This is a genomic window from Apolloniradiicaulis salifontis (assembly GCF_053756655.1).
This window is the reverse complement of sequence record NZ_CM132387.1, coordinates 2,169,501-2,194,040: the sequence shown is the minus strand read 5'-3', so window position 1 is coordinate 2,194,040 and position 24,540 is coordinate 2,169,501. Positions and strand designations below refer to the sequence as shown.

At 65.7% G+C, this 24,540-nt stretch carries 20 protein-coding genes, 1 pseudogene and 1 riboswitch; of the genes and pseudogenes, 16 read left to right on the top strand and 5 right to left on the bottom strand.

The genetic code is table 11. From position 1 onward, the window contains the following. Positions 1-34: 34 nt before the first annotated feature. From ACWCOP_RS10595 to ACWCOP_RS10575, 5 genes are all read left to right on the top strand, one after another. The gene (locus ACWCOP_RS10595; protein ID WP_478248250.1) at positions 35-460 is read left to right on the top strand and encodes a hypothetical protein; all 426 of its coding nucleotides are present in this window, start codon (positions 35-37) and stop codon (positions 458-460) included. Between the two features lie 66 nt (positions 461-526). Continuing rightward, positions 527-1,045 (top strand): signal peptidase II, encoded by a 519-nt coding sequence (gene lspA, locus ACWCOP_RS10590; RefSeq protein ID WP_478248249.1) that lies wholly within the window; start codon positions 527-529, stop codon positions 1,043-1,045. 94 nt (positions 1,046-1,139) lie between these two features. Next, positions 1,140-1,676 carry a DUF3035 domain-containing protein gene (locus tag ACWCOP_RS10585; protein WP_478248248.1) on the top strand — a complete coding sequence of 179 codons (537 nt, stop codon included), beginning with the start codon at positions 1,140-1,142 and terminating at the stop codon, positions 1,674-1,676. Between the two features lie 132 nt (positions 1,677-1,808). Then, a complete protein-coding gene (locus ACWCOP_RS10580) occupies positions 1,809-3,122 on the top strand; it encodes a metal-dependent hydrolase family protein (RefSeq protein WP_478248247.1) in 1,314 nt (437 codons plus the stop codon). Positions 3,123-3,279: 157 nt separating this feature from the next. Beyond that, a complete protein-coding gene (locus ACWCOP_RS10575; protein WP_478248246.1) occupies positions 3,280-4,338 on the top strand; it encodes a phosphotransferase in 1,059 nt (352 codons plus the stop codon). A gap of 187 nt (positions 4,339-4,525) precedes the next feature. On the opposite strand, the gene ACWCOP_RS10570 is transcribed toward ACWCOP_RS10575, so the two are convergent. Next, positions 4,526-5,191, bottom strand: coding sequence for an MlaC/ttg2D family ABC transporter substrate-binding protein (locus tag ACWCOP_RS10570; protein WP_478248245.1), 666 nt, complete (start codon positions 5,189-5,191; stop codon positions 4,526-4,528). A gap of 116 nt (positions 5,192-5,307) precedes the next feature. Next, positions 5,308-5,994, bottom strand: a complete 687-nt coding sequence (locus ACWCOP_RS10565; RefSeq protein WP_478250681.1) for an MlaA family lipoprotein — start codon at positions 5,992-5,994, stop codon at positions 5,308-5,310. Between the two features lie 265 nt (positions 5,995-6,259). Here ACWCOP_RS10565 and metF point away from each other — a divergent pair, with 265 nt between their 5' ends. The 6 genes from metF to ACWCOP_RS10535 all read left to right on the top strand — a co-directional run bounded on the left by metF (position 6,260) and on the right by ACWCOP_RS10535 (position 15,184). Then, positions 6,260-7,162 carry a methylenetetrahydrofolate reductase [NAD(P)H] gene (gene metF, locus ACWCOP_RS10560; RefSeq protein ID WP_478248244.1) on the top strand — a complete coding sequence of 301 codons (903 nt, stop codon included), beginning with the start codon at positions 6,260-6,262 and terminating at the stop codon, positions 7,160-7,162. Positions 7,163-7,182: 20 nt separating this feature from the next. Continuing rightward, positions 7,183-8,244, top strand: a complete 1,062-nt coding sequence (locus tag ACWCOP_RS10555; RefSeq protein ID WP_478250680.1) for a homocysteine S-methyltransferase family protein — start codon at positions 7,183-7,185, stop codon at positions 8,242-8,244. Between the two features lie 8 nt (positions 8,245-8,252). Next, complete coding sequence (gene metH, locus ACWCOP_RS10550; protein ID WP_478248243.1) at positions 8,253-10,958, top strand: methionine synthase; 2,706 nt, start codon at positions 8,253-8,255, stop codon at positions 10,956-10,958. Positions 10,959-11,060: 102 nt separating this feature from the next. Further along, entirely contained in the window at positions 11,061-13,061 is a 2,001-nt protein-coding gene (locus ACWCOP_RS10545; protein WP_478248242.1) for a S9 family peptidase, read from the top strand. Further along, the gene (locus tag ACWCOP_RS10540) at positions 13,061-13,864 is read left to right on the top strand and encodes a thioredoxin family protein (protein ID WP_478250679.1); all 804 of its coding nucleotides are present in this window, start codon (positions 13,061-13,063) and stop codon (positions 13,862-13,864) included. Before ACWCOP_RS10545 ends, ACWCOP_RS10540 begins: the two co-directional genes overlap by 1 nt. Positions 13,865-13,945: 81 nt before the next feature. Then, positions 13,946-15,184 carry an MFS transporter gene (locus tag ACWCOP_RS10535; RefSeq protein ID WP_478248241.1) on the top strand — a complete coding sequence of 413 codons (1,239 nt, stop codon included), beginning with the start codon at positions 13,946-13,948 and terminating at the stop codon, positions 15,182-15,184. 35 nt (positions 15,185-15,219) lie between these two features. On the opposite strand, the gene ACWCOP_RS10530 is transcribed toward ACWCOP_RS10535, so the two are convergent. Both ACWCOP_RS10530 and ACWCOP_RS10525 read right to left on the bottom strand, forming a co-directional pair. Then, positions 15,220-16,341 carry a DUF2235 domain-containing protein gene (locus tag ACWCOP_RS10530; protein ID WP_478248240.1) on the bottom strand — a complete coding sequence of 374 codons (1,122 nt, stop codon included), beginning with the start codon at positions 16,339-16,341 and terminating at the stop codon, positions 15,220-15,222. Between the two features lie 95 nt (positions 16,342-16,436). After that, the gene (locus ACWCOP_RS10525; RefSeq protein ID WP_478248239.1) at positions 16,437-16,913 is read right to left on the bottom strand and encodes a GNAT family N-acetyltransferase; all 477 of its coding nucleotides are present in this window, start codon (positions 16,911-16,913) and stop codon (positions 16,437-16,439) included. Positions 16,914-17,463: 550 nt separating this feature from the next. On the opposite strand from ACWCOP_RS10525, the gene ACWCOP_RS10520 reads away from it, so the two are divergent. Continuing rightward, complete coding sequence (locus tag ACWCOP_RS10520; protein ID WP_478248238.1) at positions 17,464-17,811, top strand: endonuclease domain-containing protein; 348 nt, start codon at positions 17,464-17,466, stop codon at positions 17,809-17,811. 37 nt (positions 17,812-17,848) lie between these two features. On the opposite strand, the gene secA is transcribed toward ACWCOP_RS10520, so the two are convergent. Further along, on the bottom strand, positions 17,849-20,629 hold the full coding sequence (secA, locus tag ACWCOP_RS10515; RefSeq protein WP_478248237.1) for a preprotein translocase subunit SecA: 2,781 nt from the start codon (positions 20,627-20,629) through the stop codon (positions 17,849-17,851). 134 nt (positions 20,630-20,763) lie between these two features. Here secA and ACWCOP_RS10510 point away from each other — a divergent pair, with 134 nt between their 5' ends. The 4 genes and pseudogenes from ACWCOP_RS10510 (at position 20,764) to ACWCOP_RS10495 (ending at position 24,147) form a co-directional block, all read left to right on the top strand. Continuing rightward, the gene (locus tag ACWCOP_RS10510; protein WP_478248236.1) at positions 20,764-21,837 is read left to right on the top strand and encodes a peptidylprolyl isomerase; all 1,074 of its coding nucleotides are present in this window, start codon (positions 20,764-20,766) and stop codon (positions 21,835-21,837) included. Between the two features lie 57 nt (positions 21,838-21,894). Beyond that, positions 21,895-22,326 (top strand): (deoxy)nucleoside triphosphate pyrophosphohydrolase, encoded by a 432-nt coding sequence (locus ACWCOP_RS10505; protein ID WP_478248235.1) that lies wholly within the window; start codon positions 21,895-21,897, stop codon positions 22,324-22,326. Then, positions 22,323-22,385 (top strand): annotated as a pseudogene (locus ACWCOP_RS10500) (Flp family type IVb pilin); the annotation flags it as partial. The gene ACWCOP_RS10505 and the pseudogene ACWCOP_RS10500, both read left to right, overlap by 4 nt. Positions 22,386-22,842: 457 nt before the next feature. Beyond that, positions 22,843-24,147, top strand: a complete 1,305-nt coding sequence (locus ACWCOP_RS10495; protein WP_478248234.1) for a dipeptidase — start codon at positions 22,843-22,845, stop codon at positions 24,145-24,147. 199 nt (positions 24,148-24,346) lie between these two features. Continuing rightward, positions 24,347-24,449, top strand: a riboswitch (TPP riboswitch). Positions 24,450-24,540 lie beyond the last annotated feature (91 nt).

Below are 24,540 nucleotides of genomic sequence, written 5' to 3'. Positions count from 1 at the left end.
ACCTTTCCAACGCACTTGAATAATGGAGCACGCCATGGGCGAGGGCTTGCCGATCACGTGGATCATCGCCGGACTCGCCGCCCTTGCGGGATCGGTCATGGGTCTCTTGAGCCTGATCAATCCGCGCTGGGGCCAGAGCGTGGTGCGCCTTGCGCCGGATCCGCGCTGGAAGGGCGGCTGGGCGGAGTTTCGCGCCAGCTATGGCGGCGCGCTGATGTTTCTGCATGCGGCGGTTCTGCTCACCCTGGCCATGAGTTTTCAGGCCGGCGCCGGAGCGGTGATGGGGTCAAGCTTCGCCGCCGCCTGCTACTGGCTGGGCATGGCGATCGGCCGGGTCGTGTCGATTGTGGCCGACCGGGAAAAAGAGACCGCCACCAGCTACAATGTCGCCGGGGTGGGCTTCGAGCTGGTCATGGCGCTGGCGCTGGGCCTGCCTTTCCTGTCGCATATCGGTGGCTAGGCGCGGCTTCTTCTGGATTTCCTCAAGGAGGGCTGGTATCGGCTCAGACGTCTTGAGGGAGTCCCGATGAAACGCATGTTTTCACGACGCCGGCCGGCCGCCTCCATCGTGCTGTTCGGATTCGCCGTGGCGTTGATCGTTTTCGCCGCCGATCAGGCCACCAAGTTGTGGATTCTCAACGGCCTTGATCTGGATGCGCGCGCGCCCGGCGATTCGATCATCCTCATCGATCCGATCTTCAAGCTCACCATGGTGTGGAATCGCGGCGTCAGCTTCGGCCTGTTTCCCGCCGACAGCTGGTGGCAGCGCGGGCTTCTGATCGCGGTGTCGCTCGTGATCTCCGGGCTTCTGGCGGTGTGGATGTTCTCCGCCAGGCGCCGGCTTCAGGCGCTGGCTTTCGGGATGATCATCGGCGGCGCGCTGGGCAATGTGCTCGACCGCATCTTCTATGGCGCCGTGGCCGATTTTCTGGACTTTTCCGGGCTGTATTTTCCGTGGGTGTTCAACATCGCCGACGCGGGCATCAGCGTGGGCGTGGCGGTGCTGATCCTTGATCTGGTGCTTCACGGCGACAGGGACGGTTAAGCGGGCCGCGTGCAGGGCGCCGAGAAGGCTGGCCTTTTACCGCCCGCCTCTGTTAGATGGTCACCAAGTATTTTGAAGCGGAAGGCTCCGACCCATGGAAATCCGGTCCCTGCTCATTGTCGCCGCGGCAGCCTTGGTCGGCGCCAGCGCGTGCAGTTCCGGCGTGCGCCAGGCCCTGGGGTCCGAGCGCAGCACGCCCGACGAGTTTCGCGTCGTGACCATCGCCCCGCTCACCGTGCCGCCCGAGTATAATCTGCGTCCGCCCCAGCCCGGCGAGCTGCGCGCTGAAGACATCTTCCAGGATCGCCAGGCGCGCCGCGCGCTGTTCGGGGATCTGGACTCCTCACGCGCCACCGACGGCGAGATCCTGTTCGCCGCCCGGGCCGGCGCAGCGGACGCCAATCCTGACGTGCGCGCCCTGATCGACGGGGAGACCGCCGGCATCGTGCGCAAGCGCGAGAGCCTGTCTGACCGCGTGATGTTCTGGCGCGACAACGAGCGCCTTGTGAACGATCAGGGAGAGCCGCTGGATCCGGCCGAAGAGCGGGCCCGCATGGAGCGCATAACCGGCGGCGGCGATGTGGAGATCACGCGGCGCCGCAGCGCTCAATCCAAGCTGCCCGGCCTTTAAGCACCTGCAGTCATTTTGAGATTTTCAGACAGCCCGGGCGCCCGCCCGGGCTGTTTTCGTGTCGGCCCGCGATTTGACAGCGCCGGGCGGCGTGCGGATGAATGGTTTTAAGAAAAAAAATCGGGAGGATTCATGGTCCGCACTGCTCTGGCCGGCGCCTGCGCCGCCGCCCTGTTCGCCGCGCTGTCAGCTGCGTCGACGTTCGCTCAGGACGAGGCGGCCGAGCCGCTCACCGTGACCCACGCCGGCGTGCTGATGGCGGCGCCGGGCGAAGACCGACCGCAAACCGAGATGTCGATTCTGGTGCGCGGCGATACCATTGAGGCGATTCAAAGCGGTTATCTGACGCCGGAGGGCGCCGTGATCATCGATCTTTCCGATGATTATGTGATGCCGGGCTTCATCGACGCCCATGTGCACATCACCAATGAGCAGGGGCCGGGCCGGCGCATCGCCGCGTTCTCCGAAGGCGTGGCCGACCGCACCATTGACGGCGTGCTCTACGCCGGACGCACCCTGCAGGCCGGCTTCACCACCGTGCAGGACGTGGGCGGAAACATCGAAGCGGTGAGGGCGCTGCGCGACGGGGTCGAGGCGGGCGATTTCATGGGACCGCGCCTGCGCATCGCCGGCGGCTCGGTGACGCCCACGGGCGGCCATGGCGACATAAACGGATGGGCGGTGCAGGTGCTGCGCGAAAACGGCAGCCCCTATGCCTGCAACGGCGCGGCTGATTGTTCGCGCGCGGTGCGTCAGCTGGTTCAGGAAGGCGCCGACGTCATCAAGATCACCGCCACCGGCGGCGTGCTCTCCTCCACCGGCGCCGGGGTGGAACAGCAATTCTTTCAGGAAGAGCTGAACGCCATCGTGGAGACCGCCCACATGATGGGCCGGCGCGTCACCGCCCACGCCCACGGCGTCACCGGCATCAACAGCTTCCTGCGCGCCGGCGGCGATTCCATCGAGCACGGCACCTATTTCGACCGGGAGTCCATGCGCCTATTCCGCGAGAATGACGCGGTTCTGGTCCCCACCGCCATGGCGGGCGAATGGGTGGCCAATCAGGCGGATTCCGGCTGGATGACGCCCTTCCAGGCGGCCAAGGCCCGCATGGTGGGGCCTCAGATGCTGGACATGGTCCGCCGCGCCCATGAGGGCGGGGTGACCATCGCCTTCGGCACCGATTCCGGCGTCTCGGCCCACGGCGACAACGCCCGCGAGTTCGAGCTCTATGTGGAGGCCGGCATGACCCCCATGGAGGCGATCGCCACCGCCACCACGATCGGCGCCCGCCATGTGCGCCTGGAGAATGAGATCGGCCGCATCGCGCCGGGCTTCTCCGCCGACATCGTCGCCGTGGACGGCGATCCGCTTCAGAGCATCTCCGAGCTCACCGACGTGGACTTCGTCATGGCCCGCGGCGCGGTGGTGAAGCACGAGGGGTAGGGGCTCACGAGCGGTCCAATAGAGATTGAATTCCCGGGCGCCCTACGGGCGACCCGGGACCTTGTGCCGGATGAAGCACATGCGTCAGTATCGGGACAAGGTCCCGGATCGGCGCTTCGCTTGTCCGGGAATTCATAGGTTTTGATAAAGAGACCCCATGTCCCAACTCGACGACGCCTTCTCCGGCACCAAGCCGGTCGCCGACGCCCTGAAATTCGATGAGGCGGCGCTGGAGCGCTGGCTCGCCGATCACGTGGACGGGTTTGAAGGCCCGCTCGCCATCACCCAGTTCAAGGGCGGGCAGTCGAACCCGACCTACAAGCTGGATGCAAAGAGCGGGCGCTATGTGCTGCGCCGCAAGCCGCCGGGCAAGCTTCTGCCGAGCGCCCATGCGGTGGACCGCGAGTTCAAGGTGATGGCCGCGCTTGGCGCGCGCGGCTTTCCCGCCCCGAAAATGCACGGGCTGTGCGAGGACGAAAGCGTGCTCGGCACGGCGTTCTACGTGATGGATTTCGTCGAGGGGCGGATCTTCTGGGACCCCTACCTGCCCGATCTGGCGCCCGAGGAGCGCGCGGCGATCTATGACGCCTCCAACGCTGCGCTCGCCTTGCTGCACAGCGTGAACTACCAGGCGGCGGGGCTTGGCGAATATGGCAAGCCGGGCAATTATTTCGACCGCCAGATCGGCCGCTGGACCAAGCAGTACAAGGCGGCTGAAACCCATGAGATCAAGGCCATGGACGCCCTGATCGACTGGCTGCCCGCCCACGCGCCCGAGCAGGAGCGCACCAGCGTCGTCCACGGCGATTTCCGCCTCGACAACATGATCTTCCACCCCACCGAGCCGCGCGTCATCGCGGTGCTGGACTGGGAGCTCTCGACGCTGGGCGATCCGCTGGCCGACTTCACCTATCAGCTGATGCAGTGGCGCACGCCCAAGGATATCCGCTCCGGCTTTCTGGGCGTTGATCTTAAAGCGCTCGGCATCCCCACCGAGGAGGACTACGTCGCCGCCTATTGCAAGCGCACCGGCCGGGACGGCATTCCCAAGCTCGATTTCTATATCGCCTACAACATCTTCCGCCTCGCCGGCATCGCCCAGGGCGTTTACGCCCGCTCGGTGCAGGGCAATGCGTCCAACGAGCGGGCCAAGGAGCTGGGCGCCCTGGTGGAGCCCATGGCCGAATACGCCTGGGAGATCGCGAAGGGGGCGTAAGCCGCCCGGGCCCGCAATTTTTGTCATCCCGGAATCGCGAAGCGATATCCGAGACCCGGCGCCGGGCAGGGCGCGCGCGGAACCTCGCACCGTCTCAGGTCCCGGCTCTGCGCGCTGACGCGCTCCGGTCAAAATGACAGATTTTGGCGCGAAGCCGTTCCGATAAAGGAAGACTGGGAGCGCCGGCTTACTCGGAGTCCGACAGATCTTCCGCGCTGGGCAGATCGCCGCTGTCCAGCTTGGAGCGCAACAGCTCTGTGGCCGCAGACACGTCACCGCGATTATTGCCGATCACCGAAATGATCTGGTCGCGCTGGGTCTGGGCGAGCCAGATGCCCATGACCTGCACGTCCACGACCTGCAGATCTCCAGACTCGTTTCTCAGCACGCGCCAGTTCACTTCATAGGTGCGACCGTCGGGACCGCCGGTCACGTCGCTCTCCACGATGTAATCGCCGTCGCGGCGGGTGATCGTCCGGGTCACCTCAAGCGTCTGGCCGGCGTAATTGTTGAGCTCGTTCTCGTAGACCGAGAAGGCGTATTCGCGAAACGTGTCGCGAAACTCGGTCAGCTGCTCCTCGCTGGCGGTGCGCCGATAGCGGCCGAGGACGAAATTGGTGATCCGCTCCAGATCTGCAAGCCGCTGAATTCGCTCGCGGAAGTCTTCGCGCACGGTGTCCAGCTGAACCTCGCCGGACTCCAGCTCCTGCAGCGAGGAGATCACCTCCTGAGCGTTCTCGGAGACAAAGGATTCCGCATCCTGGGCGGCGGCGCTCTGGGCCAGGACCGGAGCGCTCCACAGGCCCAGAACGGCGAAAGCGGTCAATGCGGCGGTTTTCACAAAATCAAACATAAGCATCTTCTTTCCTGGCCGCGCCGCGCGTGGGCGGCGGGCCCTCGGGTCTCTACTCACACATCTGGGAGGCCCAGTGCGGCGTTTCGAGGGCGGCTCACCTGGATGTGAAACGATCAATCAAAATCGGGCAGGTCCTCGTAAGCGTCCCCACCGCCCGCGCCGTTTCGAATCTCGCGTTCGCGGTTCTGCCGCCAGGCCGAGCGCAGCTGCGCATAAGGGTCGATGGCGGTGCGATCCAGCGTGTCCATGGCGTTCTGCGCCCGGGCGCGCTGGTCAAGACCGTTCAGGGCGCGCAGGGCCCACGCTTCATCGGAGCCTGAAAACTCCTCGTTCCAGTTGAACGGGTGGGGATAACGGTCGATGAAACGCCCGGCGCCGTCGCGCACATTGCTGGGACCCAGCAGAGGCAGCATCAGATAGGGGCCGTCGGGCACGCCCCACACCGCCAGCGTCTGGCCGAAATCTTCACTGGCCTGCGGCACGCCGTTGGCCTCGGCCACGGCGAAGAGCCCGCCCAGCCCGAACACGGTGTCAAAGGCGAAGCTTGTCAGCACATGGCCGGCGGACTGCATCTCGCCCTGGAGCACGGTGTTGGCGAACACCACCGGCCGGTTGAGATTGTGGAAGACATTGCGCACCCCGGTGCGCGCAAAGCCTGGCGTGACGGCGGTGTAGGCGTTGGCGGCCGGTTCGATCACGGCGCCGTCCACCGCGGTGTTGATACTAAAGATCGTGCGGTTGACCGGCTCGAACGGGTCGTTGGCCTCGCGCGCCTCCGGTGTCGAGGCGCAGGCCGCCAGCGGAGCGAGCAGGAGGGCGCAGATCAGCGATCTGAAGGAGGCGGTTGAAGATCGGGTGATTGAAAATTCTCCTGAGCATCGTCGTCGGTGCGCTTATCTAAATCAGGTCGAGACGCCCAAACGTCAACGGCGCCGAACCTGTTCCCGCTTCGTTGCACTTGTGTGTGCCGTAAATGCCGCATTGAACAGGAGCGGATAATCGCATAAAGATATCTTTATATCGTGCGGCGGACCCACCCGCCGCGTAGCCGGTCAAAGGTGTTTCATGACGATCGCCGCTCGCAGCGCGCCCGGTCAAAGCCGGGACATGAAAGTCTCCTTCGAGTTCTTCCCGCCGAAGAACGAGGATATGGAGGAGCGCCTCTGGGAGTCCATCGGACGCCTGGAGCCGCTGAGCCCTCACTTTGTGTCCGTGACCTATGGCGCGGGCGGGTCCACCCGCGACCGCACCCATCGCACGGTGCACCGCATCGTGACCGAGACCGGGATGAAGCCGGCCGCGCACCTGACCTGCGTGTCGGCCAGCAAGGACGAGATCGACAGCGTCATAAAGGACTATTGGGACGCCGGCGTGCGCCATATCGTGGCGCTGCGCGGCGATCCGCCCGAGGGGATCGGCGAGGCCTACGTGCCCCATGAAAGCGGGTACGTGAACGCCTCCGATCTGGCCGCCGGCATCAAGAGAATCGGCGATTTCGAGATCTCGGTGGGCTGCTATCCTGAAAAGCACCCTGAAAGCCGTGATTTCGAGTACGATATCGACCTGCTTAAGCGCAAGATCGACAATGGCGCCACGCGCGCGATCACCCAGTTCTTCTTCGAGGCGGAGACCTATTTCCGCTATCTGGAGCGGGTGCGCAAAGCGGGAATCGACATCCCCATCGTGCCCGGCATCATGTTGCAGCCCAACTTCAAGGGGCTCAAGCGCATGGCCGGCATGTGCGGCTCCTCCATGCCGCAATGGATGGACGACCTTTATGACGGGCTCGACAACGACCCCAAGACCCGCGAGCTGGTGACCGCCCATGTGGCGGCCGAGCTGGCGTCGAAACTCGCCGAAGGCGGAGCCGACCAGTTCCACCTCTATACGCTGAACCGGGCTGATCTGGCGCTGTCCACCTGCGCGCTGCTCGGTGTGAAACCTGAATCGGAACAAGCCGCAGCTTAGGCGCGGCGAAGCGAGACATGATGACTCGACGTGAACGGATTGAAGCGCTCGAGGCCCTGGGCCGCGAGCGAATTCTGGTGTTGGACGGGGCCATGGGCACCCAGATCCAGACCTATAAGCTGAAGGAAGAGGACTATCGCGGGACGCGTTTCGCCGACTGGTCGTGCTCGATTCAGGGCAATAACGAGACGCTGAACCTGTCCCGGCCCGAGCTGATCGACGAGATCCACACCGCCTTCTTCAAGGCGGGCGCGGACATGATCGAGACCAACACCTTCTCGGCCACCCAGATCGCTCAGGCCGACTACAAGATGGAGAGCCTGGCCGCCGAGATCGCCGCCGAGGGCGCGCGGATCGCGCGCGCCGCCGCCGACAGGTGCGAGACGGAGACCGGCGAGCCCAAGGCCGTTCTGGGCGCCATCGGGCCCACCAACAAGACCCTGTCCCTGTCGCCTGACGTGGAGGATCCCGGCTTTCGCGCCGTGACCTTCGATCAGGTGCGCGACACCTACGCCGAGCAGGCCCGCGCCATGGCCGAGCATGTGGACTTCTTCCTGATCGAGACGATCTTCGACACGCTTAACGCCAAGGCCGCGATCAAGGCGATCCTGGAGTGCCGCCGCGACGGCCTGATCCCGGGCGACATTCCCATCATCCTGTCTGGCACCATCACCGATGCGTCCGGCCGCACCCTGTCGGGCCAGACCACCGAGGCGTTCTACAATTCGATCCGGCACGCCCAGCCCTGGGCGGTGGGGCTCAATTGCGCCCTTGGGGCCAAGGAGCTGCGCCCCTATGTGAAAGAACTCAACCGCATCGCCGAGTGCAAGGTGCTCGCCTATCCCAACGCAGGGCTTCCCAACGCGTTCGGCGAATATGACGAGACGCCCGAAGAAACCGCCGCCTTCGTGGCCGAATGGGCCGAGGACGGGCTGGTGAACATTCTCGGCGGCTGCTGCGGCACCACGCCTGCGCACATCGCCGCGATCGCCAAGGCCGCCCACGCCGGCACGCCACGCCAACCCATCGACCGCCCCAAGGCCATGCGCCTGTCCGGGCTTGAACCGTTCGAGCTGGCTTAAGGATCGTTATGACCGACGAGACAGAGACCGAAGAGACCCCCAAGTCGCGCGCGATCTTCGTCAATGTGGGCGAGCGCACCAACGTGACCGGATCGGCGCGCTTCAGGACGCTCATCAAGGACGGCGATTACGTCACCGCCCTGGAGGTCGCCCGCCAGCAGGTGGAGAACGGCGCGCAGATCATCGACGTGAACATGGATGAGGGACTTTTGGACTCAAAAGAGGCCATGGTCACCTTCCTCAACCTGATCGCGGCCGAGCCGGACATTTCGCGCGTGCCGATCATGATCGACTCCTCCAAATGGGAGGTCATCGAGGCCGGCCTGAAATGCGTGCAGGGCAAGGCGATCGTGAACTCGATCTCCATGAAGGAAGGCGAGGAGGAATTTCTCGCGCACGCCCGCGCCTGCCGCGATTACGGCGCTGCGGTCGTCGTAATGGCGTTTGATGAAGAGGGCCAGGCCGACACCGCCAAGCGCAAGACCGAGATCAGCGAGCGCGCCTATCGCCTGCTGGTGGACAAGGTCGGCTTTGATCCCAGCGACATCATCTTTGATCCCAACATCTTCGCCGTGGCGACCGGGATCGAGGAGCACAATAATTACGCCGTGGACTTCATCGAGGCGACGGGCTGGATCCGCAAGAATCTGCCGGGCGCCCATATCTCCGGCGGCGTGTCGAACATTTCGTTCTCTTTCCGCGGCAATGAGCCGGTGCGCCGGGCCATGCACTCGGTCTTCCTCTATCACGCCATCAAGCAGGGCATGAATATGGGGATCGTCAACGCCGGCCAGCTCGACATCTATGACGAGATCGATCCCGAGCTGCGCGAGCTGTGTGAAGACGTGATCCTCAACCGCCGCGACGACAGCACCGAGCGCCTTCTGCAGGCCGCCGACCGCTTCAAGGGCGACGGCGTGGTGGCGAAGAAGGAAGACGCCGAATGGCGTTCGCGCCCGGTGGCCGAGCGCCTGAAGCACGCTCTCATCAAGGGCATCGATGACTATGTGGTGAACGACACCGAGGAGGCCCGCCAGGCCGCCGAGCGTCCGCTGCACGTCATCGAAGGTCCGCTCATGGACGGGATGAACGTGGTCGGCGACCTGTTCGGCGAGGGCAAGATGTTCCTGCCCCAGGTCGTCAAATCCGCGCGCGTCATGAAGAAGGCCGTCGCCCACCTCTTCCCCTACATGGAGGCGGAGCGCGAGGAGATGGGCCTGGACAAGCAGGCCGCCGGCAAGATCGTCATGGCCACCGTGAAGGGTGATGTCCACGATATCGGCAAGAACATCGTCGGCGTCGTGCTGCAGTGCAACGGCTATGACGTGGTGGATCTGGGCGTCATGGTCCCGCCGGAGAAGATCCTGCAGGTGGCCAGGGACGAGAAGGCCGACGTCATCGGTCTGTCCGGCCTGATCACGCCGTCGCTGGATGAAATGGTCACCGTGGCGCTGGAGATGCAACGCGAGGGCTTCAAGATTCCGCTGCTGATCGGCGGCGCCACGACCAGCCCCGCCCACACCGCGGTGAAGATCGAGCCGGCCTATTCCAACGCGCCGGTGGTCCATGTCCATGACGCCAGCCGGGCGGTGGGCGTGGTCTCCAAGCTTCTGGCCGAGGATCAGCGCCAGCCCTACTGGGACGAGTTGCAGGAGAAATACGCCAAGATCCGCGAGACCCGCGCCCGCACGCAAGGCAATCGCGACCGGCTGTCGCTGGAGGCCGCCCGCCAGAAGGCGTTCGACGCCGATGTGGACGGCTATCGCCCGGTGACGCCGAAAAAGCTCGGCCTCACCACGATCGACGATGTGACCCTTCGCGATCTGGAGCCGTATATCGACTGGACGCCGTTCTTCTTCGCCTGGGACATGAAGGGGACATATCCCAAGATCTTCTCCGATCCCAATCGCGGCGAGGCGGCCAAATCCCTGTTCGACGACGCCCAGGCGATGCTGAAACAGATGGTCGAGGAAAACTGGCTCCAGCCCAGGGGCGTGGTCGGTCTCTGGCCGGCCCAGCGCAAGGGCGATGATGTGGAGATCTACAGCGACGAGAGCCGCAAGACGGCGGTCGGACGCTTCCACGGCATCCGCCAGCAGACCAAGAAAGACTCCGACAAGCCGCATTTCACGATCTGCGACTATGTCTCGCCGACGCAGAACGATTATATTGGCGGCTTTGCAGTCACCGCCGGCGAGGCGGAAGAGGCGTTCATCCAGAAGTTCAAGGACGCCAACGACGACTATTCGGAGATCATGTTCAAGGCGCTCGCCGACCGCTTTGCGGAGGCCTTCGCCGAATATCTCCACGCCCGCGTCCGCCGCGAGCTGTGGGGCTACGCCCCCGACGAGAAGCTGTCGGCCGAAGAGCTGATCAAGGAAGAATATCAGGGCGTGCGCCCGGCGCCGGGCTATCCCGCCCAGCCCGACCACACCGAAAAAGACCTGCTCTTCAAGCTTCTGGAAGCCACGAAGCGCACCGGCATCGCGCTCACCGAAAGCTGGGCCATGAACCCGCCGGCCAGCGTGTCCGGCATGTATTTCGCTCACCCCAAGAGCGCCTATTTCGCGGTCGGCCGGATCGCCAGGGACCAGGTCGAGGACTACGCGAACCGCAAGGGCTGGACCCTGCGGCGCGCGGAAAAGGAACTCGGCCCGATCCTCGGCTATGAGCCCGAGGTGGAAGAAAAAGCCGCGGTGGAGGCGGCGGAGTAGCCCCCGCCTGGCGAAGCGCGATTATCGGTTTGCGGCCGCCCTGTTCGAACCGGGGCGGCCGCATTAGACTTCCGGTCTCTGCGAGATGGGAAGGATACGGCGATGAAGCGCATCTTGATGACGGCGAGCCTGCTGGCGGGCTTCGGGCTTTGCGTGTTTGGCGGTTCGGTGCTCGCGCAGGACAGCGACACCACCAGCAGTTTCGGCGGCCAGGGCGGCGCCAATCTGGACATCGAGGCCATCGAGCCGACAAGCGAAGCGGTGCGGGTGGGCACGGCCGGCGAAGATCCGGCCGACATCGCGCGCTATCTTCTTGCGTCCGGCGCCCGCGGCGCGTCGCTGTCGCCGGACGGCCAGACGATCGCGTTCTCCTGGTCGATCACCGGCGAGCCCCAGCTCTGGGTCATGCCGGCGCTGGGCGGTCAGCCAAAGCGCCTCACCTTCGGCTCGGGCGTCACCTTCTATCGCTGGCTTCCGGGCAGGTCGGGCCTGCTTTACGGCGCCGATAATGACGGCGATGAACAGCCTGCCTTCTTCCGCATCAGCCTGGACGGCACAGAAGAGTCCGTCGTCCTGCCCGCCGCCGAGGGCGGCTTCAGGGTGTTCGGCGACTTTGCCGACGGCGGCGACTTCGTCTTCTCCTCCACCGAGCGCAACGGGCTCGATTTCGATATCTGGCGCGCCGATCTCTCCGGCGAGACCTCCCTCGTCTATGAAGGGACGTTCGGGTATTTCGCCCGCTCGGTGAGCCCGGACGCGCGCTATGCGCTGGTGGCTGAAACCGTGGGCGAGGACAGCGACAATCTCTACCTGCTCGATCTCGAAACGGCGGCGCTGTCCACCGTGTCGAGCCCGGACCCGCGGGCCAATCATTCCGGCGCCGGGTTTGAGTGGGCGCATGACGGGTCCGGCTTTTATTACGCCACCAATCGCGGACGCGAGTTTGCGGCGCTGGAATTTTATGACCTTGAAAGCGGTGAAAGCCGGGTCGTGGTGGAGGCGGAGGCCGACATCGCGTCGCTGGAGCTTTGCGGGGCCGATGGCGGCTACCTCGCCTGGACGGTCAACCGGGACGGCTTCTACAAGCTGAATATCCGCGATCTTTCCACCGGCGAAGCGGTGGCTGCGCCGGACCTGCCAGAAGGGGTGTACGGCCTCTCCTGCGGCGCCGACACCGACCGCATGGCCATCGGCGTGAACGGCTGGGCGACGCCGGGCGAGGTGTACACGCTCGATCTCGCCACCGGCACGACGACGAAGGTGTTCGACGCCAATCTCGCCGGGCTTGACCCGGACCGCCTCATCCGCCCGGAAAGCATCCGCATCACCGCCCGCGACGGGGTGGAGCTGCAGGGCCTTTTGTACATCCCCGATGAGAGCTCGCGCGCTGGCGACGGCCCCGCTCCGGTGGTGTTCGACGTCCATGGCGGCCCTACGGCCCAGTCCATGGCGACCTGGAACCCGTCCATGCAGTATCTGCTGGATCGCGGGATCGCGGTGTTCCAGCCCAATGTGCGCGGTTCCACCGGATTCGGGCGCGCCTATGTTACCCTGGACGACCAGGAACGGCGCCTGGATTCGGTGCGCGATCTCGTCGACATGCTGGAGTACTTTGAAGACGACCCGCGCATCGACGCCTCGCGCGCGGCGGTGCGTGGCGGCTCCTATGGCGGCTACATGGTCAACGCGGTGCTGGCGGCCTATCCCGGCGCCTTCGACGCCGGCGTATCCCTGTTCGGCGTCGCCGACTGGGTCACCGCCCTGGAGGTGGCCTCGCCGGGCCTGAAGGCCTCCGACCGCATTGAATACGGCGACATCACGCAGCAGCGCTGGCGCGACTTCTATACCGAGAATTCGCCGATCCGGCAGGCTGACAGAATCGCAGTTCCGGTGCTGTATTCCCACGGGGTGATGGATCCGCGCATCGACATCTACGAGACCGAGGTGATGGTTGAGACCCTGCGCGAAAACGGCGTACGCGCCGATTTCATCCGCATCCCCGACGAGGGCCATGGCTGGCGCAAGCTGGAAAACCAGCTCTTCTACTACCGCCGCGAAGCTGAGTTCCTCGAGGAAATGCTGGTGGAGGGCGGCGAGGGGTGATGGAGGAGCTTGGCACGCTCATTGGCGCGGCGGCGGCGCTCCTGCTCCTTGCCGCGCCGGCCCGCGCCGATGACCGGCCGGGGGCGGTTTATGACCCCGCCGCCGACGCAGGCGCCGGGATCGACGCCGCGCTTGCGGCGGCGCGGATGCGCGGCGCGCCGGCGCTTGTGGTCTTTGGCGCCGACTGGTGCCATGACAGCCGCGGCCTCGCCGCCCATTTAAGCGAGGACCCGGCGCTCGCCGCCTTCATGGACGAGACCTATGAGATCGTCTTCGTCGATATCGGCGAGCGCGATCGCAATCTGGATCAGCTGGCGCGCTTCGGCGTGGACGCCGTCTACGGCACGCCGACCCCGGTGATTGTGGATGGCGACGGGAGGCCAGTGGCGGCCCAGAGCGTCCACGCCTGGCGTACGGCATACGACGCGGGGACCGCCGATCTGGCGGCGTATTTCGCTCGTCATTCCCGCGCCGGCGCCGCGCCCGTCACCGCCGAGGCGTCGGCCGATCTCACCGCCATCGCTGAAAGCTGGCCGAGCTATCTGAGCGCGTTGGAGCAGCTGGACGACCTGCCCGAAGGCAGGCGCGCCGACGCGCGCGCCTATGCCGACGGCATGGCGATCTCCATGGCGCGCCTGTCGATGGGCCGGGTGGCGCGCGACATGGACTACGCCGCCGCCGACCGCGCCGATCTTGACGCGCTGGGCGCCGATCCGGGCGTTGATATAAGCGAGGCGGTCGCCGGCCGGCTCGCCGGCTACGAGATCGACCTCATCGCGAGATGGCGCGAGCAGCAGGACTAGGCGCCCCCTCGCGTCCTCACCGCATGCCTCTGACCGCCGCCGCGCTTGCAGGCGTCACAGGGCGGGCGTACACGCTCGGCCATGACCGACGCTCCGCCCTCCCTGCCTGTGAAAGCCGCGCGCCCGGCGGCGACGATCTTCGTCACCGCCACGGTTCTGATCGACGCGCTGGCGTTCGCGCTGATCATGCCGGTGCTGCCTGCGCTCCTCATGGCGCTCACCGGCGAGGGCGTCGCCGAAGCCGCGCGCTGGGGCGGGATCGCGACCTTCGTTTTCGCCCTGGCGCAGTTCTTCTGCTCGCCGGTGATCGGGGGGCTGTCGGACAGGTTCGGGCGCCGGCCGGTCCTGCTGCTTTCGCTCACCGCGCTGGCGCTCGATTTTCTGATCATGGGCCTGGCGCACGCGCTCTATGTCTTCTTCGCCGCGCGGCTTCTGTCGGGTATTTTTGCGGCGACCCACTCCACCGCCAACGCCTATATCGCCGACGTGCATCCGCCGGAAAAACGGTCAAACCAGTACGCCATGCTTGGCGCGGCCATGGGGGCGGGCTTCGTGTTCGGCCCGGCGCTGGGCGGGCTTCTGGGTGAGCTGAGCCCGCGCGCGCCCTTCTTTGCGGCCGCGGCGCTCGCCGGCGCCAACGCGCTCTATGGCTGGTTCGTGGTGCCTGAAAGCCTGAAACTCGAACGCCGCCGCGCGTTTTCGTGGAAGCGCGCCAACCCGTTCGGCACGCTGGCCCGCCTGCGCAAGGCTGAAGGCGTCGGCGTGCTGGCGCTGGTCTATCTGTTCTCCCAGCTCTCCGGCTTTGTCTATCCGGCGGTTTGGGCCTATGTGGCGATCGCCAAATTTTCCTGGAGCGAAGCCCAGATCGGGATTTCCCTGGCGGTGTTCGGCGTCATCTTCGTCCTGTCCCAGGCGGTGGTGACGCCCTTCCTGCTCAAGCGCATCGGCGAGCGGCGCGCGATCTGGATCGCGCTGTCCATCGAGGCGTTCGCGCTTCTGGGCATGGCCTTCGCCCCCACCGGCTTCTGGGTCTATGTGTTTTTAAGCTTCGCGCTGATCACCGGCATGGAGGGCCCGGCCCTTCAAAAGGTGATGACCGAGCGGGTCTCAGAGGACGCGCAAGGCGAGTTGCAGGGCGGGCTGGCGGCGCTGGGCGGCGTGGTGCTCATCGTCAGTCCGCTTCTATACACGCAGCTCTTCTTCGCCTTTGCGGGCGGGGGCTCGCAGCTGAACTTTCCCGGCGCGCCCTTCATCATGGCGTCGCTGTTCTGCGCGGCCGCCGCGGCGCTGTTCCTGATGCGCACGAAGCGCACGGGGTGACGACAGAGGGGAAGGGCGAGGGCGCCCCTTGCGCCTCAGCCCGCCGCCTTGCGCAGGTCGGGCGAGATTGACGCCTCCAGCCAGGTGTCGCGCTCCTCGTCCAGCGCCTGAAAAAGCGGCGCCAGGCTCTCGGGGCGCCAGTCCTGCATGGCGAAATAGCGCGCCTTGACGCTCTGGTGCAGGCGCACTTTCGCCACCGGCTTGGGCAGGGTGCGGCTTCGATTTCCGGGCCTCTGCAGGCCTTTGGGCCTGGGCATCGCGGCCAGCGGATTGGGCCGGGCGATGTCGGCGAGGTCGGGGTTGAAGGTCAGGCCTGCCGCTTCAGCCTCGCGCACCATCCACAACAGCGCCGCATCGGCGAAGGGGCGGGCCTCGCGCTCGCCGCCGCCGACCCCTCCATGGTGGCCGGGAAACCACATCTCCACCACCTGATCGTCCGGCGCCTTGCCCGAGGGCCGCATGGCGGTCAGCGGAAACAGCTTGCGGTCCTCGTCCAGGGCGCAGGCGTGGCGGGCGCGCTTGACGGTGTGGTTGATCTTGCAGTCGTGAAACCCGTGCGAGCGATTGAAGAAGCGGTCAAACGGCAGATTATCAAACAGGTTCGGCATGCCGTTCATGCCCACCGTGTCAAAGCAGCCCAGCATCTCCACCGGCACGCGCGCGCCATGGGAGGCGCGAAAATCGCGCGCTTCCTTGTCGTCCGGCTTCACCGCTTCAGAGCGGTACATCTCATAGGCTTCATCAATCCAGTCCAGCCGGTTGCGGCTGACAAGGCCCGAGGCGTAGATCAGCCCGCACAGCGAGCGCGCCGTGAAAGCGCCGCGGGAAAACCCGAAGACATAGATCTTGTCGCCGGGCTCGTAATTGCACGCCAGAAAGCGATAGGCGTCGAAGATCTTCTCCTCCAGCCCGTCGCCGATGGCGCCGCCGAGCATGCGGGTGAGCTTGTCCTTCACCCCGTCCATGAAATTATCGTCGTCGGCGTCGAACGCCGCCCCGACCCCGCTGTCGTAATAGACGATCTGGTGGGCGCCGCGTGCAGAGTCGGCGGCCGTGTTGGCGCCGCTGAGATACATGGCCAGCAGGGCGATATTGGTGGGCGTCTTCTGGCGCAGGGTCTGCCAGGTGCCGTCACAGCATACGATCAGATGTTTCATCGCCGGCTCCGCTATTTTTGGGACTGAGGCCCGGCGATCGATGTCGCGCAGGCTCAGCCGCTAAAATAGCAGGCGCTTTGCGGGGGGCGGATAACTCAGCCGAGGCGGTGCTCCAGAACGGGCAGCATGCGGCCGGGCACCAGCTTGCTCGCCCGCTCCTCCACCAGCACCGCGCCCATGGCGATGTAGAAGGCGGCGGCGTTGGGATCAGACAGGATCACCAGGCGCTCGCAGTCGGCCGCCCGCGCCTGGTGAACCGCCCACTCATAAAGGATGCGCCCCAGCCCGGTCCCGATGGCCTCGGGCCCGATGAAGAGCAGGTCCAGATCCATCACCCGGCCCTTTGCATCGTTCAGGGGTTCAGAAATCTGCGCCACGCCCAGCGGCTCCTCGCGGCGCCATCCGGCCATGGCGCGCCCCGCAATCATGGCGTCGGGATCCAGCTGAAGCACCCGCGCCATGATGTTCAGCATCTCCGCGTCATAACCCCAATGGGCCTTCGACCGCAGGATCAGCTGATTCAACGCGTCGGCATGTTCGGGCCGCGCAGCGCGGAGGACGAGGTCGGTCATGGCCCTTGTTGTGAGCGCTTTACCGCAAAAGCGCAACGCAGCGCTCACCCCTCACCCCTCACCCTTACCCTCTCCCCTCGGGGAGGAGAGAGGGGGACGGCGGCGTTGCGGGAAAGGTCTGGAACGTCGCGCCTGGCGTCAGCACGATCCTGGCGGATCAAACCGCAGCCTTTCCGCCCCCTCTCCCCCATGGACATGGGGGGAGAGGTAAGGTGAGGGGGTGCGCCCGCAGAAAACCGCAAGCATGGCCGGAGAAAGCGCTTCGTACTGCGCAACGCCGCGCCCACCCCTCACCCTTACCCTCTCCCCTCGGGGCGGGGAGAGGGGGACGGCGGCGTTGGGGAAAGATTGGAACGCCATTCCACGTATCAGCGCCGCGCCGCCCTGGCGGATCAGACCACAGCGTCTGCGCCTCCTCTCCCCCATGGACATGGGGGGTGAGGCCGCCGAGATCGATCCGGGGGATCGATTGAACGGCCGAACGTCAAGGTGAGAGGGTGCGCTCGTCGAAAGACTCGCCCATTACGGGAATGAACGCTATGAAGACCTCATGGCTCAGCGCAAACCCATCGCCAAAGCGCGCCGGCTCCGGCGGGACGCGACGCGGTCAGAGCGCATCGTCTGGGCGGCTCTGCGCCAGCGGCCGGGTGGGCTGAAGTTTCGGCGTCAGCATCCGGTGGGCCGGTTCATCGCCGATTTCGCGTGCCCGGAGGTCTGGTTGATCATTGAGCTGGACGGATCGGGACACGCCGACCCGGTCACACAGGCCTATGACGAGCGCAGAACCCGGTGGCTGCAGGCGCAGGGCTGGTCGGTGATCCGGTTCTGGAATCCGAACGATTGCGGTGAAACCGACGGCCTTGTGGACGCGGTCCTCGCCCACGCCGGCCGGAGCTGACACCCCGGCGGATCCCCCGCCCGGCCCCTGTCTCGCTTTAAGCCGCGTCCACCGCGCCGTGGCAATGCTTGTATTTCTTGCCGGAGCCGCAGGGGCAGGGGGCGTTGCGCTGGACGCGGCCCCAGGTGGTGGGATCGTCGGGGCTGACGTCGGCGGTGGCCTGGCGGGTTGCCATGGCCGAGGCGGTGCGCCCGGAGACCGGGGCGTTCGGATCGCCGGCCATTTCGTTGCGTCCGGTCACCGGATCGATATGGCGCGCCTGCATGTCCCTGGGCGGTTCGGGCATGGCCGGGGCGGCGCGGCTGGGCGCCAGGCGCATGTTGAACAGGGTGCGCGTGGTTTCAAACCTGAGCTCGTCCAGCAGGTGTTCAAACAGCGCGAAGGCCTCGGTCTTGAACTCGTTCAAGGGGTCACGCTGGGCGTAGCCGCGCAGGCCCACCACAGAGCGCAGCGCGTCCAGCTGTTGCAGATGGTCGCGCCAGTTGGTGTCGATGGTCTGCAAGAGGAGCTGCTTCTCGATGCGGCGCATCAGCTCCGGACCGATATCGGCGGCCTTCTCCGCGTAGGCCTCGTCGACCGTCTTTTGCAGGCGCTCCTTGATCTCCTCGTCGGCGATGCCTTCCTCTGCGGCCCAGTCCTTCACCGGAAGCTCGAGGGCGAAATACTTCTTCACCGCCTCGTCCAGGCCCTCCACATCCCACTGGTCGGCATAGGCCTTGGGCGGGATATGGCGCTCCACCAGGCTTTCCACCGCGTCGGCGCGCATGTCCTTGATCACGTCGGAGACGTCTTCGGACGTCATGAAATCGATACGCTGCTCGAAGATCGCCTTGCGCTGATCGTTCATCACGTCGTCGTATTTCAGGATATTCTTGCGGATGTCGAAATTGCGCTGTTCGACCTTCTTCTGGCTGGTCTCCACCGCTTTCGTCATCCAGGAGTGCTGGATCGCCTCGCCGGGCTTCATGCCCAGCGTGCGCATGATGGTGTCCAGACGCTCCGGCGCGAAGATGCGCAACAGATCGTCCTCCACCGACAGGAAGAAGGCTGAACGGCCCGGATCGCCCTGACGGCCTGAACGGCCGCGCAGCTGGTTGTCGATCCGGCGGCTTTCATGGCGCTCGGTGCCGATGACGAAGAGGCCGCCGGCGTCGAGCGCCTTCTGCTTCTTGTCGGCCACGTCGGCGGCGATTGTTTCGCGCTCGGCGGCGATTTCCGCCTCGGTGGGCTCCTTGCCGGCCTCCCTCTGCGCGTCCAGCCAGGCGTTGACGCGGAAATCCACGTTGCCGCCCAGCTGAATGTCGGTGCCGCGCCCGGCCATGTTGGTGGCGATGGTCACCGAGCCCGGCACGCCGGCCTGGGCGATGATCCCGGCCTCCTGCTCGTGATAGCGGGCGTTGAGCACCTGGTGGGGGATCTTCTTCTTCTTGAGCACCTCGGAGAGGGTTTCAGAGCGCTCGATGGAGACCGTGCCCACGAGGATCGGCTGGTTCTTGGCGTTGGCGGCCTCGATCGCGGCGACGATGGCGTCGTTTTTCTCGTCCATCGTGCGGTAGAGCTCGTCTTCTTCGTCGATGCGCGCCACCGGCCTGTTGGTGGGGATCTCCATGACGCCGAGGCCGTAAATGCCGGCGAATTCCTCGGCCTCGGTGGCCGCGGTGCCGGTCATGCCCGCCAGCTTGTCATAAAGGCGGAAGTAATTCTGGAAGGTGATGGAGGCCAGCGTCTGGTTTTCCGGCTGGACTTCGACGCCTTCCTTGGCCTCGATGGCCTGGTGCAGGCCGTCCGACAGGCGCCGGCCCGGCATCATGCGCCCGGTGAATTCATCAATCAGGACGACCTTGTCCTCGCGGACGATATAGTCCTTGTCCCTGTTGAAGACCTTGTGGGCTTTCAGGCCCTGATTGAGGTGGTGGACGACGGAGATGTTCTCCACATCGTACAGATCGCCGTTCTCGATCAGCTCGCGCTCTTTGAGCAGCGCCTCGATATGCTCGTTGCCGTCTTCGGTGAAGGTGACCGAGCGCGACTTCTCGTCGACGACGTAATCGTCCTCGTTCAAAAGCGGAATGATCGCGTCGATGGTCTTGTAGAAATCGGTGCGGTCTTCGGTGCGCCCGGAAATGATCAGCGGCGTGCGCGCCTCATCCACCAGGATGGAGTCCACCTCGTCGACGATGGCGTAGTGGTGGGTCGCCTTTTCCTGGGGCCGGCCGCCGAACTGGGTCATCTCGCCCAGCGAGTACTTCATGTTGTCGCGCAGATAGTCGAAGCCGAGCTCGTTATTGGTGCCGTACGTGATGTCGCAGGCGTAGGCGGCGCGGCGCTGGTCGTCGAACAGGCCGTGCATGATCACGCCGGTGGTCATGCCAAGCTTGGCGAACACCCGGCCCATCCAGTCAGAGTCGCGCTTGGCCAGGTAGTCGTTCACCGTGACGATATGCACGCCCTTGCCCGGAAGCGCGTTGAGATAGGCCGCCAGCGTGGAGACCAGCGTCTTGCCTTCGCCGGTCTTCATTTCGGCGATATTGCCTTCGTGCAGCACGATGCCGCCCATGAGCTGGACATCGTAATGGCGCTGGCCCAGCGCGCGCTTGGCCGCTTCGCGCACCGCCGCGAAGGCTTCGGGCAGAAGCTTGTCCAGGGTCTCGCCGCCCTCCAGGCGCTGGCGGAACTCGGCGGTCTTGGCCGTGAGCTGCGCGTCGTCGAGGGCTTCAAACTCCGGCTCCAGCGCATTGATGCGCTCCACGGTGGGGCGCATTCGCTTGACGATGCGGTCGTTGGAGGATCCGAAGAGCTTGCGGGCGATGTTCAGCATGACGTATCAGCCTTGGCGGGCGCACAATGAAGAAACCGGCGCGCCGCCCTGGCGCCTGGCCTGGCGGCGCGAGCGCGAAGGGGGCCTTAACCCCCACGCGCGACAATGATGCTCGTGACTTAAGGAGGCCCTGTTTGACTGTCAATCAAGCCCGCCTGTCGACCGTGGCGTTCGCCCTTGCAAGCCTGATGGTTCTCGGCGCCTGCGGCGAGCGCGATCCCGGCGCCGGGAGCGGCGCTCAGGCCGATGCGCCCGCGCCGTCCGGGCTGCGCTTTCTGGAGGCCGACGCCCCGCCCGGCGCCCGCGTCGCGGCGCGTGTGGGCGGCACCTCGATCACCTTCGCCGACGTGCGGCGCGAAGCCGCGGTGCGCGAGCTGGTGGACGACGCCGACGCGTTGACGCCTGCCGATCCTGTTTTCCGCGAGGCGCTGGACGAGCTCATCGATCAGCGGCTTCTGGCGCTGGAGGCCGCGCGCCGCGATCTGCAGGACGAGCCCGAGGCGCGCCGGCGCCTGGCCGCCGCCGAAGAGCGCATTCTGGGCAATGTGCTGGTGGAGCAGGCGGTCTCCGACGCCGTGTCGGAAGAGGCGATTGCGCGCGTCTATGAGGAGCAATCGCGCCTGGCTCCGCCGGCCGAGGAGATACGAGCGCGCCATATTCTGGTGAGCGACCGCGAGGAGGCCGAAGAGGTCGCGCGGCTGCTGGCTGAAGGGACCGATTTCGCCCAGCTGGCCGCAAGCGTCAGCCAGGATCCGGCCACGCGCTTTGAAGGCGGGGATCTGGGCTATTTCACTCGCGAGGGCATCCTGCCGGCTTTCGCCCGAATCGCCTTCGCCACGCCGGTGGGCGGGGTCAGCGCGCCGTTCGAGACCGAATATGGCTGGCACGTGGTCACCGTCACCGACCGGCGCAGCCAGCCGCGCCCCGGCCTTGAAACCATGCGGCCCAGCATCGTGCGGTTTCTGACCCTGCAGGGGATCGATACGCTGCTGGCGGACATTCGCGAGACCTATCCGGTGACCATCACCGCGGGCGCCGCCCCCGCCGGCCTTCGCGCCCCGGCTGCGGAGCTGGTCGCGGAAAGTGACGCGGAGGCGGGATCTGAACCCGGCGAGCCCGACGCCCCGGTTGACGCCCAGGCGGGCGGCGGTGAGGCCGGAGAGGAAGATGGGGGCGATGACGGCGATGACGGGGACGAGACGCCCTAGGCGTTAGCGTTTCCTTCACCCTGACCGGCGGCTTCGCTTCAAACAGGACCCTGTTTCATGGCACACTCTACTGATCGCCTGCTCCTCGTTGCGGCGTGCGCCCTGCTTGACGCGGACGGTCGCGTGCTGATCGCGCGGCGTCCCGAGGGCAAGGCCCATGCCGGCTTCTGGGAGTTTCCAGGCGGCAAGATTGAAGCGGGAGAGAGCCCTGAACAGGCCCTGATCCGCGAACTGCGCGAAGAGTTGGGAATCGAACCATGCGAACAGTGCCTTCAGCCTTTCGCCTTCGCCTCGCAGCCTATCGAGGACGGGCGCGCGCTGCTCATGCCGCTTTTCGTCTGCCGGCGCTGGGACGGGTTTGTGGACCCGAAGGAAGGACAGGAGATCGAATGGGTGAGACCGGACAAGCTCTCCAGCTACACGCTTCTTCCCGCCGACCGGCCGCTGGCGGCGGAGCTTCGCGACCGGCTGACCGGAGCGCGGGTCTGAAGCGCTTCCTGGCCGATGAGAGCGGCGCCACCGCCATTGAGTACGGCCTTATCGCCGGAATGATCGCCCTGGTGATCGTCAGTGCGATAAGCGTGCTGGGCGGCGGCAATGGCGGCATGTGGACCAACAATTCCGATCAGCTCACTGCAGCCATGAGCGGCGGCTGATAAGGGATTTTCCCGCGCGGTGTCGGCCAGCCGCTCTTGCGGCTTCTTCCAGCACGGATCGAGGGGGCGGTGTGATCGTGAGGGGAGCGGTCGCAAATCGCTGTCGTCCTTCGAAGCTCGCCTGCGGCTCGCACCTCAGGATGAGGAGAGGGGTGTGTGCGATTTTATATAATTGGAACACATATATAGACCCTCATCCTGAGGAGTCTTTTGCGCAGCAAAAGCCTCGAAGGACGCGGCTGCGGTCTCACCCTCGCCGTTCTTCGCAATGCGCAAGGCCCCGCCGCGCACCATTTGCCCTTTCGTCCTCCGCCGCCTAGCCTCCCGCCAACGGATCGGGAGACAATTCATGCGCATGATGGTTATGGCCGCGTCGGCCGCAATTCTGGTTTCGGGCTGCGAGAGCGTCTCGATGAACGGAGGACTCGAGCTGGACAGGCCCGGGCGCGACGGACGCGTGACCGAGGCCGCCGTCCAGGTCCCGCGCGGCGACGACGCTCTGCCGGTGGACGCGACCGCGCTCCATGACCGGGTGCTCACCATGGACACCCATATCGACATTGATGCGGGCTACGCCAGCTACCGGCTTGATCCCGGCGTGTTCAACCGCGCCCAGGTGGATCTGCCCTCCATGCGCGCGGGCGGGCTCGATGCGGGGTTCTTCATCGTCTATGTGGGTCAGGGCCTGATCAGCCCCATGGGCTATGAAGAGGCCGCCGCCATCGCCGACGACAAGTATGAGGCGATCCTGCGCATGATCCGCGCCTATCCAGATCAGATCGCCCTGGCCGTCACCGCCGATCAGGTGGAGGCGATCCACGCGTCCGGAAAGCTCGTCGCGCTCATCGGCATGGAGAATTCCTGGCCGCTGGGCACCGACATTTCCAATGTGGCCCTGTGGGCCGACAGGGGCGTGCGCTATGTCTCCATCACGCACTTTGGCAATAACCAGTTTGGCGGCAGCTCCAATCCCAATCTCGCCCAGGGCGATCCGGCCGAAGATCCGGGCCTCACCGATCTGGGGCGTGAGCTGGTGGCCGCGCTAAACGATGAAGGCGTGATGGTGGACGTCTCCCATGTGGGCAAGACCACCATGCTGGAGGCGATCGCGCTCTCTCGCGCGCCGGTGATCGCCAGCCATTCGGGCGCCCGCGCCGTCTATGACCATCCGCGCAATCTGGATGACGAGCAGCTGCGCGCGATCCGCGATAATGGCGGCGTCGCCCAGATGGTGGCCTTCCGCCGCTACATCGCCGAAATCGATCCCGAGCTCGCCGCCGCCGAACAGGCGCTGGCTGAGGAGATGGGGCTGGGGACCCGTGAGGCGCGCGCCGGCGCGGACCAGGCGGTGCGCGACGCCTTTAACGACCGCCTGCGCGCGCTGCGCGCCTCCATGTACGATGTCACGCTCGAGCATCTCGCCGACCATATCGACCACGCCGTCCAGGTGGCCGGCATCGACCATGTGGGCATCGCGTCCGACTTTGACGGCGGCGGCGGCGTCGGCGGCTGGGACGACGCAAGCCAGACCCCGGCGGTCACCGCTGAATTGATCGAGCGCGGCTATAGCGAAGACGACATCGCGAAAATCTGGGGCGGCAATCTCCTGCGCGTGATGCGCGCGGTGGAGGCCGCGGCGGCGCCCGCAGAGTGAAATCGTCCGACGCTTAAGGAATGAAGCGGAAGAGACCGGCCCGATGCGTCATCGGGGAGGGGGAGGGATATCGGCTCCAGGCCGGCCTCTTCACGCAGACAAAACGTCCCCCACACCGCCCGGTTCCAAGGGGCGCTGCGGCCGTCCGGCGCACGATAGCCCCCTTGCATCGCGCCGCCGCCCGCGTCATGGTCGTGACACACGTTCCAAGGGGTGTCCCGCGCGTCATTGCGGGGCTGAGAGCTTACCCTTAAGGACCGGATCCGGATCATGCCGGCGTCGGGATGGAGCAGCAAAGAGGGCCGCCGCGCCCGCCTTCTGTGTCCCCGTCTGCAGATCCGTCTGGAATGACCGCCGTCATTCCGCGTATGGCCCGTCCCCAAAGGGGGCGGC